Source organism: Stenotrophomonas sp. CASM101 (assembly GCF_049384845.1).
GTDB lineage: Bacteria > Pseudomonadota > Gammaproteobacteria > Xanthomonadales > Xanthomonadaceae > Stenotrophomonas > Stenotrophomonas hibiscicola.
Genome location: NZ_JBMRFR010000002.1, coordinates 74,403 through 91,823, shown reverse-complemented (window position 1 = coordinate 91,823; position 17,421 = coordinate 74,403). Strand labels below are relative to the sequence as shown.

18 protein-coding genes are annotated in these 17,421 nt (G+C 62.4%); 9 read left to right on the top strand and 9 right to left on the bottom strand.

Features of this window, described 5'->3' with window-relative positions:
• Positions 1 to 168 precede the first annotated feature (168 nt).
• The 5 genes from copC to VG543_RS04375 all read left to right on the top strand — a co-directional run bounded on the left by copC (position 169) and on the right by VG543_RS04375 (position 4,805).
• Positions 169 to 552: a copper homeostasis periplasmic binding protein CopC gene (copC, locus tag VG543_RS04395; protein ID WP_005413416.1), complete on the top strand. Its 384-nt coding sequence runs from the start codon at positions 169 to 171 to the stop codon at positions 550 to 552.
• A 10-nt stretch (positions 553 to 562) separates the two neighbouring features.
• Positions 563 to 1,492 carry a copper homeostasis membrane protein CopD gene (gene copD / locus VG543_RS04390; RefSeq protein ID WP_017354978.1) on the top strand — a complete coding sequence of 310 codons (930 nt, stop codon included), beginning with the start codon at positions 563 to 565 and terminating at the stop codon, positions 1,490 to 1,492.
• Between the two features lie 247 nt (positions 1,493 to 1,739).
• A complete protein-coding gene (locus tag VG543_RS04385; RefSeq protein WP_024957401.1) occupies positions 1,740 to 3,875 on the top strand; it encodes a copper-transporting P-type ATPase in 2,136 nt (711 codons plus the stop codon).
• A gap of 28 nt (positions 3,876 to 3,903) precedes the next feature.
• Positions 3,904 to 4,179, top strand: coding sequence for a hypothetical protein (locus VG543_RS04380; protein WP_005413412.1), 276 nt, complete (start codon positions 3,904 to 3,906; stop codon positions 4,177 to 4,179).
• 74 nt (positions 4,180 to 4,253) lie between these two features.
• Positions 4,254 to 4,805 carry a DUF305 domain-containing protein gene (locus VG543_RS04375; protein WP_031269107.1) on the top strand — a complete coding sequence of 184 codons (552 nt, stop codon included), beginning with the start codon at positions 4,254 to 4,256 and terminating at the stop codon, positions 4,803 to 4,805.
• A gap of 29 nt (positions 4,806 to 4,834) precedes the next feature.
• Here VG543_RS04375 and VG543_RS04370 read toward each other — a convergent pair whose 3' ends face one another.
• Positions 4,835 to 5,041 carry an arginase family protein gene (locus VG543_RS04370; protein ID WP_005413410.1) on the bottom strand — a complete coding sequence of 69 codons (207 nt, stop codon included), beginning with the start codon at positions 5,039 to 5,041 and terminating at the stop codon, positions 4,835 to 4,837.
• Here VG543_RS04370 and VG543_RS04365 point away from each other — a divergent pair.
• Both VG543_RS04365 and VG543_RS04360 read left to right on the top strand, forming a co-directional pair.
• Entirely contained in the window at positions 4,959 to 5,399 is a 441-nt protein-coding gene (locus VG543_RS04365; protein ID WP_229298439.1) for a TonB-dependent receptor, read from the top strand. The two genes, VG543_RS04370 and VG543_RS04365, sit on opposite strands and share 83 nt — an antisense overlap.
• Before the next feature lie 26 nt (positions 5,400 to 5,425).
• A complete protein-coding gene (locus tag VG543_RS04360; protein ID WP_049452571.1) occupies positions 5,426 to 6,256 on the top strand; it encodes a DUF4198 domain-containing protein in 831 nt (276 codons plus the stop codon).
• Between the two features lie 104 nt (positions 6,257 to 6,360).
• Here VG543_RS04360 and VG543_RS04355 read toward each other — a convergent pair whose 3' ends face one another.
• The 5 genes from VG543_RS04355 to VG543_RS04335 form a co-directional block, all read right to left on the bottom strand.
• Positions 6,361 to 9,501, bottom strand: coding sequence for an efflux RND transporter permease subunit (locus VG543_RS04355; protein WP_423177859.1), 3,141 nt, complete (start codon positions 9,499 to 9,501; stop codon positions 6,361 to 6,363).
• On the bottom strand, positions 9,498 to 11,012 hold the full coding sequence (locus VG543_RS04350) for an efflux RND transporter periplasmic adaptor subunit (protein WP_005413406.1): 1,515 nt from the start codon (positions 11,010 to 11,012) through the stop codon (positions 9,498 to 9,500). The genes VG543_RS04355 and VG543_RS04350 overlap by 4 nt, the downstream gene beginning before the upstream one ends.
• Positions 11,009 to 12,313: a TolC family protein gene (locus VG543_RS04345; protein WP_170935783.1), complete on the bottom strand. Its 1,305-nt coding sequence runs from the start codon at positions 12,311 to 12,313 to the stop codon at positions 11,009 to 11,011. The genes VG543_RS04350 and VG543_RS04345 overlap by 4 nt, the downstream gene beginning before the upstream one ends.
• Before the next feature lie 73 nt (positions 12,314 to 12,386).
• Positions 12,387 to 12,782, bottom strand: coding sequence for a hypothetical protein (locus VG543_RS04340; protein WP_024957397.1), 396 nt, complete (start codon positions 12,780 to 12,782; stop codon positions 12,387 to 12,389).
• A 137-nt stretch (positions 12,783 to 12,919) separates the two neighbouring features.
• The gene (locus VG543_RS04335) at positions 12,920 to 13,123 is read right to left on the bottom strand and encodes a hypothetical protein (RefSeq protein ID WP_076738464.1); all 204 of its coding nucleotides are present in this window, start codon (positions 13,121 to 13,123) and stop codon (positions 12,920 to 12,922) included.
• Between the two features lie 494 nt (positions 13,124 to 13,617).
• On the opposite strand from VG543_RS04335, the gene VG543_RS04330 reads away from it, so the two are divergent.
• Positions 13,618 to 13,959 carry a DUF3653 domain-containing protein gene (locus tag VG543_RS04330; RefSeq protein ID WP_423160597.1) on the top strand — a complete coding sequence of 114 codons (342 nt, stop codon included), beginning with the start codon at positions 13,618 to 13,620 and terminating at the stop codon, positions 13,957 to 13,959.
• 200 nt (positions 13,960 to 14,159) lie between these two features.
• Positions 14,160 to 14,480 carry a hypothetical protein gene (locus VG543_RS04325; protein ID WP_423177857.1) on the top strand — a complete coding sequence of 107 codons (321 nt, stop codon included), beginning with the start codon at positions 14,160 to 14,162 and terminating at the stop codon, positions 14,478 to 14,480.
• A gap of 21 nt (positions 14,481 to 14,501) precedes the next feature.
• Here the strand turns inward: VG543_RS04325 and VG543_RS04320 are convergent, their stop codons facing one another.
• The 3 genes from VG543_RS04320 to VG543_RS04310 are packed head-to-tail and all read right to left on the bottom strand — an operon-like array spanning position 14,502 to position 17,340.
• A complete protein-coding gene (locus VG543_RS04320; RefSeq protein ID WP_423160593.1) occupies positions 14,502 to 15,671 on the bottom strand; it encodes a zonular occludens toxin domain-containing protein in 1,170 nt (389 codons plus the stop codon).
• Positions 15,671 to 15,955, bottom strand: coding sequence for a DUF2523 family protein (locus tag VG543_RS04315; protein ID WP_423160591.1), 285 nt, complete (start codon positions 15,953 to 15,955; stop codon positions 15,671 to 15,673). The genes VG543_RS04320 and VG543_RS04315 overlap by 1 nt, the downstream gene beginning before the upstream one ends.
• A gap of 5 nt (positions 15,956 to 15,960) precedes the next feature.
• Positions 15,961 to 17,340 (bottom strand): hypothetical protein, encoded by a 1,380-nt coding sequence (locus VG543_RS04310; protein ID WP_423160589.1) that lies wholly within the window; start codon positions 17,338 to 17,340, stop codon positions 15,961 to 15,963.
• Positions 17,341 to 17,421: the final 81 nt, after the last annotated feature.

Below are 17,421 nucleotides of genomic sequence, written 5' to 3'. Positions count from 1 at the left end.
ATCCCGCCTGAGCCGGTGGGATCCTCGTCTCGCGAAAGCGGAAGTATCAAGAAAATCCGACAAATCGTGGTTTCAGTGACAGTCCGACATCTAACGCTTGTCGCATCGAACACAGCGCGGCCCCTCCCGAACGGGCTTTGCATCACATTCCAATGAGGATTTATCCATATGAAGTCGTCCAACGTCATTCGCTCCTTCGCGCTCGTCCTCGCAATCGCGGCCGGGCAGTTTTCGCTGCAGGTCGCGCACGCCCACGCCGCGCTGCAGCAGTCCACACCGGCGGCAAATGCGGTGGTGGCCTCGCCAGGCCAGATCGATCTCGTGTTCAACGAGACATTGATTCCGCGGGCGTCGCGTCTCAAGTTGCTCATGAAGCACGGCAGTTCCACCATGCCGATCGAGAATTTCACGACCGAGATCGTCAACAACGGCAAGACCCTGCGTGCCAAGTTGCCTGGACCGCTGGCTCCGGGCGTCTATACCGTGGAATACCGCGCCGTCGGTGGTGACAACCACCCCATGCCGGGCAGCTTCAGCTTCACGGTGCGCTGAGGAGTCGCGAATGTTCGACCTGTCGGCTTATGCACTGAGATTCTTGGAATACCTTGTCATCATGGTTCTTTTCGGGGTTCCACTCTTCGGTTGGTACGGGTCGCGTCGATCGGCACTCGCCGACGCCTTGGCCGGGTGGTCACTCATGGGCGTTCTATTGGCGGGTGCCGTAGCCGGTCTCGTGCTCACCGGGCTCGATGTCGTCTTCAAGACCGCGGGCATCATGGGAATGCCGCTTGCCGAGGTTGATCGCGCATCGCTTGGCTGGTATCTGCTCGAGACGTCCGCGGGCCGGGCAGCCATGGCGAGAGGCGCGCTGCTGGTCGCCCTGATGTTCGTGCTCGGATGGCATCGTCGCCGCGGGAAGGTGGAGACCGCCTTCCCGCTGGGGGCGATGCTGGCGGGCGGCGCACTCGCTTCGCTGGCATGGAACGGCCACGCCGCCGCTGGCGAGGGCTTGGCAGGCGCGGTCCGGCTTGCTGCAGGCATCGTCCATCTTCTCGCGGCAGGCGGCTGGATCGCAGCGGTCCTGATGTTCCTTGCCATGCTGCTGCGCGGCAAAGAGACGAACGGCAGCGGGCGTCTGCGATCAACGCATGACTTTCTGCATGGTTTTTCGACGCTGGGAACGATCTTCGTTGGTGCGCTCATCGTGTCCGGCATCGCGCACTACGGGGATCTCACCGCGTGGTCGTTTTCGGCCCTGTTCCAGAGCACCTACGGGAAGTTGCTGCTTTTCAAACTGGCCCTGTTCGCTGGAATGCTGGGTTTGGGAGCGCTGCACCGATGGACGCTGGTGCCGCGCTTGGAACGAGCGCTGACCAGCGGAGATCCCGCGCAGGAGGTGCGGGCTTTGCGGCAGAGTGTTACGGCTGAGGCCGCGCTGGCCATCTTGATCCTGATTGTTGTTTCAGTGCTCGGGACGCTCAGCCCCGAATAGCTGTGTAACCCGCAATGGCACACTGCCTTGGCAGTCCATCCCCACTAAAGCGAGCATCGGCATGAACTCACCGTCGTCCCATGACCATCACCATTCTGCAGGCGCAGCCCCTGTCGAGGCTGCGGATGGACGGGTCATCACCAATCCCGTCCGCTATACGGACGATGCTCCCCAGCAAGTTGAAGTGACCGCCCCAGCAGCGGTGGCCCAACCCAGCGGTACCCACGCCACGGTCTACACCTGCCCGATGCATCCGCAGATTCGTCAGCCAGGTCCCGGCACCTGTCCGATCTGCGGCATGGCGCTGGAGCCGGAGATGCCCTCGCTGGAGGAGGACGACAATCCAGAGTTACGCGATTTCACCCGAAGGTTCTGGTGGACGTTGCCTTTGACGTTGATCGTCCTGGTCTTGGCCATGCTGGGACACCGTCTGCCCGGCTTGTCCACGCAGGCGCGCACCTGGATTGAGCTCGTGCTGAGCGCCCCGGTGGTGCTCTGGGCGGGGTGGCCTTTCTTTGAGCGCTGCCTACAGTCCATCGGCAATCGCAGCCCCAACATGTGGACGCTGATCGGCATCGGCGTGGCCGCCGCGTTTGGCTACAGCGTGGTGGCCACCGTGGCACCGGACCTGTTTCCGGACTCTTTCCGCGAGCATGGACGGGTAGGGGTCTACTTCGAGGCGGCAGCGGTCATCGTCTCGCTCACCCTGCTCGGACAGCTGCTGGAACTGCGGGCGCGTTCCAAAACCTCGGCGGCCATCAAGTCCCTGCTGGGATTGGCGCCCAAGACGGCTCGCCGCGTCAAACCCGATGGGGGCGAAGAGGACGTTGCGCTGGATCACGTGCACGTGGGTGATCTGCTTCGCGTACGACCGGGCGAGAAGGTGCCGGTCGATGGGGAAGTCATCGAAGGCCGCGCCAGTGTCGATGAGTCGATGCTGACCGGTGAACCCATTCCGGTGGAGAAGGCTGTCGGTGATCACGTTATAGGCGCCACGCTCAACGGGACGGGCGCCTTAGTCATCCGGGCGGACAAAGTCGGATCCGGGACGGTACTGGCGCAGATTGTGCAGTTGGTAGCCCAAGCCCAGCGCTCCCGCGCGCCGATGCAGCGTATGGCGGACAAGGTGGCGTACTGGTTTGTCCTGGCCGTGCTGGCCACGGCGGTGCTCACGTTCTTCGGATGGGGTCTGTTTGGACCCGAACCGTCCTGGACCTTTGCCGTCCTCAATGCCGTATCGGTTCTGATCATTGCTTGCCCGTGTGCCTTGGGTTTGGCTACCCCCATGTCGATCATGGTCGCCACTGGCCGCGCTGCGCAGGTCGGGGTCCTGTTCCGCGATGCTCAGGCGATCGAGCAGCTACGTCTGATCGACACGTTGATCGTGGACAAGACCGGTACGTTGACCGAGGGGCGTCCAGCCTTTCGCGACACGCTCTCCAACGCCGGCTTCGACGCCGATCAGATCCTTTGTTTGGCCGGCAGCTTGGAGCAGGGCAGTGAGCACCCCTTGGCCGAGGCCATCGTGGCTGAAGCCCAGCGACGTGGCTTGAACCTGGTGGCCGCCCAAGATTTTGATTCGCTCACCGGCCAAGGCGTCCGCGGGCGCGTGTCCGATCAGGATGTCGTGCTCGGCAACCAAAGCCTGATGGCGTCGGTTGGCGCCGATGTAGCACCTTTGCAAAGCAGCGCCGAGCGTCTTCGGAAAGAAGGCGCTAGCGTGATGTTCCTGGCGGTCAATGGTCGGTTGGCCGGCGCCATTGCGGTGGCTGATCCCATCAAAGCCACGACCTTGCCTGCCTTGAACCTGCTACGTGCCGATGGCCTGCACGTGGTGATGGCCTCCGGTGACGCACAGGCGACGGCCGAGGCCGTGGGGCGCACGCTGGGCATCGAGGATGTGCGTGGTGGCGTCAAGCCGCAGGACAAGGCCGACCTGGTCCAGCAACTCAAAGCCCAGGGTCGTCGCGTGGCCATGGCTGGCGATGGCATCAACGATGCGCCGGCCCTGGCGGCAGCCGATGTGGGCATCGCGATGGGGACGGGCACGGATGTGGCCATGTCCAGCGCCCAGCTCACCCTGGTCAAGGGTGATTTGAGGCGCATCGTGCAAGCCCGTGCCATCTCGTCTTTGACGGTGGCCAATATGAAGCAGAACCTGGGCTTCGCCTTCGTCTACAACGCCATCGGCGTGCCTATCGCCGCCGGCTTGCTGTATCCCAGCTTCGGCCTTTTGCTCAGTCCGATGATGGCGGCCCTGGCCATGAGCCTGAGCTCGGTTTCGGTGGTCACCAATGCCCTGCGTTTGTCCGGCTCCACCGTTGTTGCCACCCCCCACCCTGACCGCGCCGATGAGCCTGCGCGCGGCCATTCCTGTCACTGATGGCTCATATCCCACAAGGAGTACTGCAATGAAGCGTTATGCCTCCCTCTCGATGATGGCCTTGTTCCTGATGGCGGGCGCGGCCTTCGCCGGCGGCCAGACCACCACGCCCACCACCGACCACGGTCAGCACAAGCCGGCGGCGGCCGATGCCGATTTCACCAAGCTCGATGCCAACAAGGACGGCTCGCTGTCCAAGGAAGAACTGGCCAAGCACAAGCTGGCGCCGCACTTTGGCATGCTCGATAGCAACAAAGATGGCAAGCTGAGCCCGCAGGAATTCGCTGCCGGCAAGGGTATGTAAGTGTTCTCAGCCCGGGAGCTGTTCCAACAGTTCCCGGGTTCTTCCGCCGTTCTGCCATTCCCACGGAGATTGTTATGTCCTCTTCGCACGGTACGCACGAAAACGCGCAAGACCCGCAGTCCCAGCACGCAAAACCGCACGCCTCACACCAACCTGCCCACCAGGCACAACAAGGGCATCAAGGCCATTACGGCCGCCTGTTGTTGATGATGGGCCTGTCTTTCGTGGCCATGTACGCATTGATGTACGCAATGGTCGATCAGTGGGCTAACGTCTATAACAACGTGAACCAGTTCTACATGGCGGGCCTGATGGCCGCTCCCATGCTGCTGATCGAGCTGTGGCTAATGTCCAGCATGTACCCCGATCGCCGACGCAATCTGATTCTGGCTGGTCTGACGGTGGCGTTCATGCTGTTCTGCTGGTGGGGCATTCGCACTCAAGCAGCGGTCACTGACAAGCAGTTCATCCGTTCGATGATTCCCCACCACGCTGGCGCCATCCTGATGTGTGAGGAGAATCGTCTGAAGGATCCTGAGTTGGTGAAGCTCTGCCAGGACATTATTACCTCGCAGACACAGGAGATCGCGCAAATGAAGCAGTTGCTGGCTGAGCGTTCCCATTAGCTCACTGCCTTTTGCCAGCCGATATCACTTCACTGAGCCTGCGCACTGACCATTCGGTGGATCAAACGCGCGGCCACACGTGCGGTGGCTTGATCCGGATCCAGGGGCGGACACAGTTCCGCCACGTCGACCACACGTACCTTGCCCGAGGCCATGACCAGATCCAGCAGGGCTTCCAGGACCTCCAGACTCACCCCGCGTGGGTTGGGGGCGCTCACGCCCGGGGCCACCACCATTGAGTACGCCGGCAAGATCACCAGCGGCTTGGGTAGCTACACCCAGTGGCGTGGCTTGGGCTCACTGCGTATGGGCAAGAACCGTTGGACCGGCGTCTATTCGGCGCAGTACATCGGCAGCGCGGACGACATCATCGCCGTGCCCGACACGATCGGCTCGCATGTGTCCAGCGTGGTGTACCACAGCCTGCAACTGAGCTACGGCATCAAGAAGAAATGGGATATCTCCGCCGGCGTTGAAAAAGTGCTCGATAAGAAGGCGCCGTTCGTGAAGAACAACCCCAACACCGACACCGACACCATGACGTACGACTTGCTGGGTCGTCGCTGGAACGTGCGCTTTGGTTACCACTGGTAAGCCACGATCACGAGGAGCTACACATCATGAGAAACACGCAACTATCCGCCACACTACTGCTGTTCGCTGTGGCCGGCAGTGCCGGTGCGCACGACCTGTTTGTCGCTTTCTCCAAGCCTGGCACCGCAGCGGGCGAGGCGAACACAGCGTTGGTGAACAATGGCACCTTCGATGAAAGTGCAGGTGCAGTCACCCGAGCGCGTCTACAGGACGTTTCGCTGAGTCAGGGCGGCGCTAAGGCTGCACCGGACTTGGCCAGTTGGAAAGAGGTCGGCAAGCAGAGCCAGCTCACCGTGCATCCGGCGGGCGAGGGCACCTATCTGCTGGGGGTCTCGACGATGGCCTCCACCAGCACGCGTACGGCCAGCGAGTTCGGCAAGTACCTGGAGTTGGAAGACTTGCCCGATACCCTGGCCACCTATGATGCGAGCAAGTTTCCCAAAGGGGTCACCTATAGCTATACCAAGCATGCTCGTACCATTGGACAGGTGGGCACAAAACTGACCGACGATTTCGCTGCCTCGCTGGGCTATCCGCTGGAGATCCGCTTGGCCCGCAATCCTGGAAGCGTGAAGGTCGGCGAACAGCTGTCGTTCCAGGTGCTGCAGCAGGGCACGCCAGTGCCCAACCTACGCGTGTACGTCGGTCATCGTGCTGACGCACCGGTCAAGGGTGGGCACGGTAGCGCTACGCTCCTGCGCACCGATGCCCAAGGCCAAGCCAGTTTCCAGGTGACCACCGCCAAGACCTGGTACATCCACACCAATCACATGGTGCCCTCTACACAAAAGGGTTTGGATTTTGTGTCGGATCGGGCGTCGCTGAGCTTTGAGATTTCCCCGCACGCCGGGCACTGATAAGTAAGCATGTAGGCGGTACTCTCCCCTTTGACGCCAGTCATGACTTCTTCCATGACTGGCGTCTTTTTGTGGGGACTTACCTCAAGTGCTCAGTCTGTCTCTCATTGGTCGCCCCGCGCCGCGCGCAATCCACGTCGCCGCACTAGATAGAACGCTGCGGGAATCACCACCATAGAGAGCACCGGTGCGGTGAGCATGCCACCCAGCATCGGCGCGGCGATACGTTGCATGACCTCCGAGCCGGCACCGGCACCGACGAAAAGCGGAAACAACCCGGCCAGGATGACGGCTACCGTCATCGCCTTCGGGCGCACCCGTTGCACGGCGCCTTCGTAGATAGCCTCTTGCAGGGTAGACACATCTTCCGGCGCACCGCTGGCCAAGCGCTGCTCCCAGGCATGACGCAGGTACAGCAGCATGATGACGCCGAACTCAGCCGCAACGCCGCCCAGGGCGATGAATCCGATCATGCTGGCCACCGAAATCGCATGGCCCAGCCCCCAGATCAACCAGAAACCGCCCACCAACGCCAAGGGCAAGCTGAGCAGGATGATGGATACATCGCTAAGCCGGCGAAACACCATCCAGATGACCAGGAAGATGATCGCCAACGCCGCGGGCACCACCCATTGCAGGCGTGCCAAAGCCCGTTGCAGATACTCGTACTGCCCCGACCACGCCAGACCATAGCCGGCAGGCAAACTCACCTGGGTCTGCACCGCGGCTTGCAGGTCCTGGACCACCGATCCCAAGTCGCGATCGGCCACATCCACGTAGATGTAGCCCACCAACCGGCCGTTATCGCTCTTGAGCATCGGCGGGCCTGGGCTGATTGACAGCTCCGCCACCTGGCTCAAGGTCAGTTGCACACCGCCTGGCGCGATCAGCGGCAGATCCTGCAAGGCCTGCAACGAGTCACGCTGGCCACGGGGGTAGCGCAAGACGATGGGATAGCGTTCGCGCCCCTCGATCGTTTCCCCGATTGGATCACCGCCAACGACCGTGGCAATCAGTTGCTGGAGTTGGCCTTGAGTGAATCCGTAACGTGCAGCGATTTCCGGGCGCACCTGTACATCGACATAGCGCCCACCCGTGACGCGTTCGGCCAGTGCCGAACTCACGCCGGGCACAGTCTTGGCCACCTGCTCGATCTGCTGGCTCAGGCGCTCGATCTGCTCCACATCGGGTCCGGAGACCTTGATCCCAATCGGGCTCTTGATGCCGGTGGCCAACATATCGATGCGATTGCGAATGTGCGGGACCCATAGGTTGGTCAGACCGGGAATCTTGACCGCTGCGTCCAACTCCTGGCGTAGCTTCTGGGGGGTCATGCCCGGGCGCCATTGATCCCGCGGCTTGAAGGTCACGGTGGTCTCAAACATTTCGATCGGTGCCGGATCGGTCGCACTTTCGGCACGGCCCGCCTTGCCGAACACGTGCTCAACCTCCGGTACGGTCTTGATCATCCGGCCCGAGAGCTGGAGCAACTGACGGGCCTTGTCGGCGGACAGGCCGGGCAGGGCCGTGGGCATGTACAACAGGCTGCCTTCTTCCAAGGGCGGCATGAACTCACTGCCCAACCGGCTAAAGGGGATCAAGGTGAGCACTAGCAGCAGGCCGCTGAGCAGCAAGGTGACACCGGGATGTTTGAGGACCCACAGCAGGATGGGCCGATAGCCAGCGATCAGGATGCGATTGATGGGGTTCTGCTGTTCCGGGCGGATGCGGCCGCGGATCAGGTAGCCCATCAAGACGGGGATCAAGGTCACCGACAACCCTGCTGCGGCGGCCATCGCGTAGGTCTTGGTGTAGGCCAGAGGCGAGAACAATCGCCCTTCCTGCGCCTGCAGGGCAAAAACCGGCACGAAAGACAGGGTGATGACCAGCAAGCTGGCGAACAGGGCCGGTCCGACCTCGGCCGCCGAGCGGGCCATCAGCTGCCAGCGCTCCTCACCCTGAGGTTCCCGGCCGTGCGCCTCCCGCCAGTGCTCCAGATGCTTGTGTGCATTTTCGATCATCACCACCGCTGCATCGACCATCGCACCAATGGCGATGGCGATGCCGCCTAATGACAGCAAGTTGGCGGAGATCCCCTGGGCGTGCATCACGATGAAGGCCGCCAGGATACCCAAAGGCAGGGTGATGACGGCCACCAACGCCGAGCGTAGGTGCCACAGGAACAGCAGGCATACCAGCGCTACGACCAGAAACTCTTCGCCAAGCTTGTGGGTGAGGTTGCGTACCGCATCCTGGATCAGCTCGGAGCGGTCGTACACCGGCACCACTTCCACGCCCTCGGGCAAGCTGGATTGCAACGCCTGCAGTCGCGCTTTGACGTTCCGAATGGCCCCCAAGGCATCCTTGCCGGTCCGCAGGACGATCACGCCGCCGGCCACCTCACCTTGACCATCCAACTCTGCGATACCACGACGGAAGACCGGCCCGCGACTGATCGTGGCCACCTCGCCGAGCAGGACGGGGATGCCGTCGTTGCCGGTTACCGGCACCTGTTCGAACGCCTCCTGTGTGCGCAGGTAGCCTTCGCTGCGCACCATCAGTTCGGCTTCGCCTTGTTCGATCACCGAGCCCCCGGTAGCGCCGTTGGCCGCATCCACCGCCTCGATGAGCTCGGCCACCGTCAGTCCACGGGCCGCCAACGCCTGCGGATCGGGCTGGATCTGCCAGGCGCGCACCGCACCGCCCACACTGGCTACTTCAGCCACGTCCGGCACGGTTTTTAGCTCATAACGAAGAAACCAGTCCTGCAACGCACGCAGCTGCCCCACATCACGTTGACCTGTCCGATCCACCAAGGCGTACTGGTAGATCCAGCCCAGTCCTGTCGCATCAGGACCCAGCGCCGGATTCACATTCGGCGGAAGTCGATCGCGTACCTGGCTCAAGTACTCGAGCACTCGAGAGCGCGCCCAGTAAAGATCAGTGGCATCGTCAAACAGGATGTAGACGAATGAATCACCGAAGAAGGAGAAGCCGCGTACCGCCTTCACGCCCGGCACGGACAACATCGTGGTGGCCAACGGGTAGGTGACCTGGTCTTCGATGATGCGCGGGGTTTGCCCCGCCCATTGCGTGCGGATGATGACCTGGGTATCGGACAGGTCCGGCAGCGCATCCAGCGGCGTGTTCTTTACCGACCAGATACCGACCACCGCCAGCAGCGCGGCGGCAACCAGCACCAGCACGCGATTGGCGATGCAAGCATGGATCAGGCGCGCGATCATGGTGTGCCCTCCATCGCTTCGGACATGACCTCGCTTGCCTGGCAATCAGCGGCTGCGGCGGGGCCGAACTTGGGTACCAACTGCATATCCATGAACGGTGACTTGCCCGGCTTGTCGAAATGCTTCTCCGGCACCATCGGGTCATACCAGTACTGCACCGGGCAGCGCGGCGGCGTAGAGGTGGAGGTGTCTGGCGCGACAGGCGCCGGCTGTCTGGACGGTGACGGCACGACAGTGCGTGGTTCGTGCCCGGCGTCATGGCGCTCGTGCACACCTGATGCGCTGGCAGGGCGTGTCGGTTGTGCAGCACCCAGGCGCTCCAACGCACCGGAGAGACTGGCTTCGGAGTCGAGCAAGAACTGACCCGAGACGACCACGCGTTCACCACCGGCCAAGCCTGCCACGATTTGCGTGCGCCCTTGCACGCTACGTCCCACACTCACCCGCACTGGCCGGAAGCTCCCGTCCGGATCCTGCACGATGACCCGGCTGTCCCGCCCGGTGGCGATCAGCGCCTCCGTGGGAACGACTGGCAGGGCCTGCTCGGCGTCGGGCTGCACCAGAACCTCGGCGAACATGCCCGGCACCAGCCGACGCTGCGGGTTGCGCAGCACAATTCGCGCCCGCTGCGTGCGACTAGCCATGTCGACCTGGGGAAGCAACGCCTGGATCTGTCCGGCAAAGCGCTCTGCCGGCCAGGCACTGACCGTGGCCTGCACTGAGGTCCCCGGCCGCAAGGTGCCCAGCGCTGCCTGGGGTACCGAGGCCTCCAGCCACAACGTGTCCAGCCCATTGATCTTGAACAGTGGCGTACCGGGCATCACCGTCTGTCCCTCGCGTGCCAGGATCTCGGTCACGACACCACTGTGATCTGCGCTAAGCACGACGCCACTTCTGGCCGAGGCGCCAGAAGGAACACCCAACGAACGCAACCGTTGTTGCGCCGCACCCTGCAGCTCACGCGCGCCCGCGGACTGAGCTTGGCTCAGGGCATGTGCTTCGGCGATGGCCGCGTTCCATGCCGGGGCCTGCACGGTGGCCAGCGTTTGACCACGACGAACCTCGGTAAACGGCGCCTTTACCTGCACGTGGGTGATCAAGCCTTCCATGCGCGCACTGATCACGCTTTCCTGGGTCAGATCCCACGTCAGTGTGCCCGGCACGCGTACGGCAGTCCCTAGTAACTCTACCGTCACTTCCTGAGTGCGTATGCCCACGTTCTGCTGCAGGCGCGGATCGATCTGCGTTCCGCCCCCTATGGCCTCATCTGCGTATTTGGGCAGCAACTCCATATCCATGAACGGAGATTTGCCCGGCTTGTCGAATCGCTGCTCCGGCGCCATGGGGTCGTACCAGTACAGCACCTTGCGTGCTTGATCTGCGACGCTCGTGCCGGGGGGCGGGGTGGTATCAGAGGTTCGAGTCATCCAGGCGTAGCCGCCGGCAAAGCCGAGCGCCAGCAACCCGAGGGCCACGGCGAGCTGTGTGAGACGCGTCTTGGTCGGGCTCATGGCGTGTTCTCCTCATGGGGTAGCAGATAGGCCAGTGCCGCCCAGGCACGGCCCTGTTCGCCCAGCAGACGGGCGTTCTCCAGGTGCAATTCGATCTCATCGCGCCGCGCTTCCAGCCACGGCTGCAGGTCGGCACCGGCGCCGTAGGCGGCCAACGCCGTGCGTGCACGATCGCGCGCCAAAGGCAGGCTCTGCGTGTTCTGGCGCTCCAACTGGCCGGTTAACCCGCGCCATCGCGCTATCGCGCGTTGCACCGACTCGGCTTGGATGCGCCGGGCCTCATCGCGCTCTGCGGACACCGCCTCCAGCTCGGCCCGCCGTGCCGCGATGCCTCGTGCTTGGCGGTTCTTCTGGAACAGCGGCAGGCCCACACCCACTTCCACCATGAGCATGTCGCTGCGCGCCATGCCGTCGGGTGCGCGCTCGCGACGTCCGTAGGTGAGCTCCACACTCCAATCCGGGCGGGTTTCGGCCACGGCCGCATCCACCTGGGCCTGGGCTAAGCTCTCGCGTGCCTCCCAGCCCAGTAGTGGCGTGTGTTGGTCCAGTTTGGCCAGCAGTTGGGTGGGCTCCAATGGCAACTGCGAAAAATCCGGTGCCGCACCACTGGCCAAGATCGCCTCTGGTGCAATACCCAACCACCGCGCCAGGCCGGCCTGCGCGGCGGCGTGCTCCGCATGTACCTGCTCCAGGCGATTGTCCAACTGCAGTAGGGCGGCCTGGGCGGCAAGCACATCACTGGCCCCGGCCGTGCCGCCTGCCAAGCGAGCACGCGCCGCACGCTCGGCTATACGGGCCGGCTCGCGCAGACCTTCCAACGCATCTACGGCTTGCTGCGTACTCCACAGCTCGATCCAGGCCAGCGCGGCCGCTTGGGCCACCATCTGCTGTTCGGCCATCGACAGTGAGCGCGCTTGCGCCAGCGTCGCTTGCGCCAACGCGTGCTCGGCACGTCGTTTCGCACGCGCAGGAAACTCCTGCATCAGACCGATTTGCTGGGTGGTCATCTCATCGGCCCGCAAGCTGAAGGCATCGGGTCCGCTGACGGGCCAGTTCGCCAGCCCCACGATCAAACGTGGGTCGGGAAGCGCGCCAGCACGCGCGGCTTCTTCGGTACTGGCATCGATCTGCGATCGGCGCACCTGCAGGGTTGGGGCGTTAGCAAGCGCCCGTTGTAGGGCTTCTGTGTAGCTGATCGGGATAGCGGGCGATGCCGCCAGCACAGGACCACTGAGCGCCAGGGCAAACACGAACCCACACGCCATCTTGCGCCTTGCACGCAAGAAGAAAGACATCTCCATAAGACCTCCGGGAAACGACAACGAGCGCGCTGCAACGCATGCAGCACGAGCACGGGTCAATCCAGGAGGGGGCTTAAATCAGCAGGCTACAGAAGCGCTGCAGGGGAGGCGGATCGGACACGCACACCGGAACATCCCGATAGAACTGCGCGTGTACCGGTGGCAACAGAGCCTGCACCAGCGCGAAGGCGGCCAGCGCGGGCTGGTAAGGCACTTGAGGGGCCTTCGCATCGGCCGTGGCGATGTGATCGCGCTGGCAATGCTGGTCGCACAACGCCGGAGCATCGGGATCCGGCGTGGACATCTCTTTGCAACCGACCATCAGGGTCGCTTGTCCAGCTTCCACCGATTCCAGCGGACAGGCGTAAGCCACCAGCGCGAGTTGCTGCAGCAGCAGCGCCCACAGTCCCAGCCATGCCAGTCGGGCACGAGAACGGGGTCGCCGCCATCGCCTCAGCAGCCTCACCATGACAGCTCCCGCACGCCCGAAGCAGCGCCTGCGGACGCTGGGCAGATCAGGGCAGGGGACGTGCGAGCTCTCATGATGGCCAGTCTAGCCCTCTTGGGGCCGACTGTCATTGATCAGGATCAAGCCCTCGCGCGGACTCAGCGGTGGCATCCGCCGCAGCAGGAGGATGCGACGGCCGGGGCGGCCGGCGTACCAGCCTCAGAAGGGAGCACCGCAGCGATCACATAGCCTTGCCGCTGGATAGCCTCAACCGCCTGTTCTACGGCAAGCAGGCCCTCGATCTTGACCACGCCACTGCCCAGATCGACGTCCACCTGGGCGTGGGGGTCAAGGGCCTGAATGGCTTGGGTGACCGTTCGGACACAGTGACCACAGGTGGCACACTAAGAGTGTTTGCGATGAACAACAAGCTCTGACCGATCAGGTGCGCAGTTGGGAACTCAAGGGCGAGCTGGATGTGGAGCCAGAAATCGAGGGCGTCTTAGGTGCGGATCCAGGAATCAAGGGCATCTTTGGGGGAGATCTGGAAATCGCGGGCGTCCTTGTGGGGAAGTACGGGCGGACAGCTGTGGGATCTGGGGCGTTTCCGTTGTGGCAGTCACCAAGGGCCGGTCAAGTCAATACGGTGGTGCGGGTCGAACTCAATCATGCCGCGATCTCATCCTTGGCCGGGGTCCCAGGTCGCAGGCAAGAGCCGAGCCAGAGGCCCAGCCATTGCCATGCGGAGCCAACAAAGGCCCAGATTCGACGGATACGGCATTTCGCATAATGTATATTATGTTCATCGGCTCTGGGCCAGACTGGCACGGAGCTTGCCTCGCCCCTTGGCCCTGCTGTGGCATGGAGCCTGATTGTGCGTGATCGCAACCTAACCGGCCCTTGGGCCGGTTTTTCGTTTAAGGGTGGCCGACTGGTCACGCCCGAAGGCCGCGAGTTGGAACCGCAGGACCTTGCGTGGCTGTCCCTGCTGGCCGCACAGGCGCAGGAATGGCGTCGAATGATGGAGATTGCCCGAGGCGGTCAGAAACGGCCATTCGGGCGTGCGGGCATCGTTGACCTGGCCGAGGTTGCTCATCGTCGCGCAAAGCGGTCTTACGCGGCGATGGCTGGCCCTGACGCCGATCCTGCGGCGGGTGTCCTGCCAATCCCGGGGCCGAGGCCACGCCAGCGCGTGTGAGGCGCTTCCGTAGGGGCGCCGCCCCTACACCCCGGCTACAATGCGCGCAGGACGCCTTGGGGGGCCGTATGGAACGCGAACGACACGAACCGACCTTTAGCGCGCCGGACCTGCAAGAGGTCCGGTTCCGAAATCATCAACGCCGAGCAGTACCCAGACAGGAGCCAACGTCGCCCTGGCTCTACATGGCCGTTGCCGCAGTGGCACTTATCCTGATCGCTATGGGGCTGATCGAGTGGAATGCTCGACGGCAAGCGGCTGCTATGACGCGTGAGCTAATGAGGCCAATGACAGCTCAGGAACAGGCCGCGTTCGACACCGAAATGGAAAAGAAGACCCGTCAGCTTGAGGCGGAAACCGCTGCCGAGGTTGCAGCAGTGAGACGAACGCTTCAGTTGGACCGCGCGCTACCGGTGCGCGAGCGTCGGCCACTCGGAGCCGGTGAGCGATGCATTGAAGGAAAGCGATTCAAGCGAATGGACGGTGGTGGCTGGCGTGACATGCCGGGCGAGCCATGCTGAGACTGCGCGCAGTCACAATTTTCAGAGCCTTGTCGCGGTAGTCGGGCTTGTGAGGTACGTGTCGGACTCGAACGCAGGCGACTCCGGGAAGCTGCCATTGGCGCGTTCGCCGCGGCTAATCACTGCTCCCTGTATGCCGGCCGTCGCACGTGGACTGGCAGCTGCCGGCATTGCGGGAGCTTGCGCAGGCGCTGGAGGCTGCGTTGTCTTGTAGGGGTTGTAGACCGGGCCATTACGCGCCAGCGTGCGGCATTCGGGCTGACTAAGTTCATAGCGCGTGCCCTGCTCTGTCAGGCATGTGCAGGTGGCTTCAGTATGGCGCCCGTTGCCGTCAAGCCCCTCCCCGCTGGCGATGCAGTAGAGCTGCGGGTCCGTGGTGACAGCTCGCTGATCGTAGATAGGCGCAGTCCAGGGCATAGTCCCGATGCGAGGATTGTGAGCCGTTGCGTACTGAGCAGTTGTCTCGTATACGCGCGGAGCCGCCGCACCCGCCGCCGCTCCGCTGTCGGCAGTTGCGGCAGCACGCGCTACCGGTTGTGTAGCCGCCGGTCGTTCGGCTCCATATTCCGCGATCTTGGATGCGAAGTACCACCGGATTCCGAAGAGGATGATCCCCAGGACAACAACACCAAGGATCAGGTAGCGCAGCCACATCGGCATCTGCCGCTTGGTGGTCACCATCGTGGTGCTGGTGTAGTAGTCAAAGACGTACTTTGGTCGAACCCAGTCAACCGTGTCCGCACAAACAGCTTGTACGTTGCTCTGATACTGATTCCAACGCTTGAGCTTGGTCTTGCTGCGCATAATCGACGTCTGCCGAACATGCACATGCTCCTCATAGAGGCCGCGCAGGAAAGGGTCTAGCTGCAAGCCCTGCTGCGCGATCAGGATGAAGTCGAAGCCACGATGACGATGACGGGCCATCGCCTCAATGTGCGGCGGAACCTTCGCACCGGGGTTGCGATTCGGCAGGATCGTATAGCACTCATCGAGCAACACAACGGACCCGTCGGGCAACGCTTCCCACTGGGTAGGGTCATCAAGGTACGTCCACCCCGCCTTCGCATAGTCGAGGTCCTTGACGCCGTGAGCGTAGATCGCCCTGCCCTCCTTCTGGAACTTGAATGCCTTGTCCAGGGCATAGGCCGTTTTGCCATGGCCGGGCTGGCCGGTAACGAGATAGAGCGCCATCAGTTGGACCCCAGCTTCGCAAGCATGGCCTTTTGCGCATAGGTGGCCGCCCATGCCGACAGGATCATCGTGACGGCCACGCCGAACCCGGTGTAATCGAAATAGGCGACAAGTACGGGGCCGAGGGTGGAAATCTTGCTCTGAATGAAGCCCTTGACGGCTGGCAGCGCCACCTCATGCGTAACGAGGCCAATACCGAAGGCAAGCAGAACGCGCCCGATGATGCCCGGTAGATACTGGCGCAGCGCTTGCAGCAACATGCTCACGAGCGCGGCAATGATCATTGGCATTAGTTCTTCCCTCCACTACTAAGGATAAAAGCGCACGTGACCGTTGCGGAAAGAATGATCACTGCGCGAATCAGGATGATGTAGTTGCAGAAGAAGTCCGGAGGCGACGCCATTGCTTGGGCAAAGCCTGAGCCGATTCCACTGCCACCGCTGACGGCGAATCCGATGCAGCTACCGCCACCGCCGAACCCGGATTGATCCAGCTGCTCAACCCCGAGTTTCTTGACCGTTAGAACTTTCGTGTCGTCGGGCGATGACCCAAGCCCGGGATCCGTCGACATGCCACCTACCTTGGTCCACTCAGGCTGCGCACCGTCACCGCCATTGTTGTTGCCCTGGCTTGCGAGCTTCTCTGCAGCACAAGCGGTGCGCCACTGCATCAGAAGTCCCGCGTACTCCATTGCATCGCACTTCTCCCCGGTGCATACGGGCATCGCAGCGCACGAGCCTCCCGCGATGTTGCGGTTCTTTCGGGTGTTACAGTCGATCCGCCACTGGATACGCGCCTGACCGCACAGGATCGGAGAGCCGCTGCACGAAGGTGGAACGCTGCAATCGTCGCCGCCTGAGAAGGTGTCATTCTCGCCCGGCTCATCAGGTTTCCCGTCATCATCGGAATCCTTCTTGCACGTGCCGTCGGGCCCACGAACCTCGCCCTTGGCGCACTGACCATCGCCGGGCAAGCAGCGACCATCGGGCGAACGAACCTGCCCAGCAGGACATTCGTTCTCTTTCTTCCTGCATGTGCCATCCTGCTGTTGCGCCATCCCTTCTGGGCAAGGCTCAGGCGCGCACTTTCCGAGCGAGTTTGGCTTGGCGCCGTTAGGGCATTTTCCGTCGTCAGTCGGCTCGCAGACTTTCAAGAGCGAGTTCCAGAAATACCCACCTCCGAGTGCCTTGCATTGCTGCTCCTCATCATCAGGGCAGATCAATGATGTGGGCGCCCAATTCATAGTTCCGTCAGAATTTGAGTTCCACACGCCATTGCAACCGTTGCGGCAACCGATACTTCCATTTTTTGCGGATTGAATCGAAGACCACGGGCCCGTGCCCGTATAGGTGGCCTCCGAAGAACACTTGTTGCGGTAGTACCAGTTGATACCTGGGTTATAGGGACCAACCTCACCATTGTTGCTGTTCTTACCCCAGAAGTTCATGACGAACCAGCCGCGATCATCACCATTGGGGATACGAATGCACTGCTTGCGTGCAATCGAAACCACCCCAGAAGGAAGCCCCGGCTGATACGCATTACATTGGCCCTGCGCTTCAGCCACTGAACACTGGGCTGCATCGGTGGTGCAGTTCTTGCTTTGAGCGTGCGCATCAACGGGCATCAACGAAAGCCCCGCGATTGCGAAAGAGACTATGAAGCTCAACCATCCAATGCGAGCCATAGCGCCCCCAAAAAACCGATCATCACGAAATACCCTGCGTATGCCATGACGTTCCCCTTCAAA

What these genes read in the sequence shown, in the direction of transcription:
- VG543_RS04355 (WP_423177859.1), bottom strand. Translation starts at nt 9,501, where the DNA reads ATGATCGCGCGCCTGATCCATGCTTGCATCGCCAATCGCGTGCTGGTG.
- VG543_RS04340 (WP_024957397.1), bottom strand. Translation starts at nt 12,782, where the DNA reads ATGGTGAGGCTGCTGAGGCGATGGCGGCGACCCCGTTCTCGTGCCCGA.
- copD (WP_017354978.1), top strand. Translation starts at nt 563, where the DNA reads ATGTTCGACCTGTCGGCTTATGCACTGAGATTCTTGGAATACCTTGTC.
- VG543_RS04360 (WP_049452571.1), top strand. Translation starts at nt 5,426, where the DNA reads ATGAGAAACACGCAACTATCCGCCACACTACTGCTGTTCGCTGTGGCC.
- VG543_RS04320 (WP_423160593.1), bottom strand. Translation starts at nt 15,671, where the DNA reads ATGGCGCTCTATCTCGTTACCGGCCAGCCCGGCCATGGCAAAACGGCC.
- VG543_RS04365 (WP_229298439.1), top strand. Translation starts at nt 4,959, where the DNA reads ATGACCAGATCCAGCAGGGCTTCCAGGACCTCCAGACTCACCCCGCGT.
- VG543_RS04370 (WP_005413410.1), bottom strand. Translation starts at nt 5,041, where the DNA reads ATGGTGGTGGCCCCGGGCGTGAGCGCCCCCAACCCACGCGGGGTGAGT.
- VG543_RS04345 (WP_170935783.1), bottom strand. Translation starts at nt 12,313, where the DNA reads ATGGAGATGTCTTTCTTCTTGCGTGCAAGGCGCAAGATGGCGTGTGGG.
- copC (WP_005413416.1), top strand. Translation starts at nt 169, where the DNA reads ATGAAGTCGTCCAACGTCATTCGCTCCTTCGCGCTCGTCCTCGCAATC.
- VG543_RS04350 (WP_005413406.1), bottom strand. Translation starts at nt 11,012, where the DNA reads ATGAGCCCGACCAAGACGCGTCTCACACAGCTCGCCGTGGCCCTCGGG.
- VG543_RS04375 (WP_031269107.1), top strand. Translation starts at nt 4,254, where the DNA reads ATGTCCTCTTCGCACGGTACGCACGAAAACGCGCAAGACCCGCAGTCC.
- VG543_RS04380 (WP_005413412.1), top strand. Translation starts at nt 3,904, where the DNA reads ATGAAGCGTTATGCCTCCCTCTCGATGATGGCCTTGTTCCTGATGGCG.
- VG543_RS04315 (WP_423160591.1), bottom strand. Translation starts at nt 15,955, where the DNA reads ATGATCATTGCCGCGCTCGTGAGCATGTTGCTGCAAGCGCTGCGCCAG.
- VG543_RS04385 (WP_024957401.1), top strand. Translation starts at nt 1,740, where the DNA reads ATGCATCCGCAGATTCGTCAGCCAGGTCCCGGCACCTGTCCGATCTGC.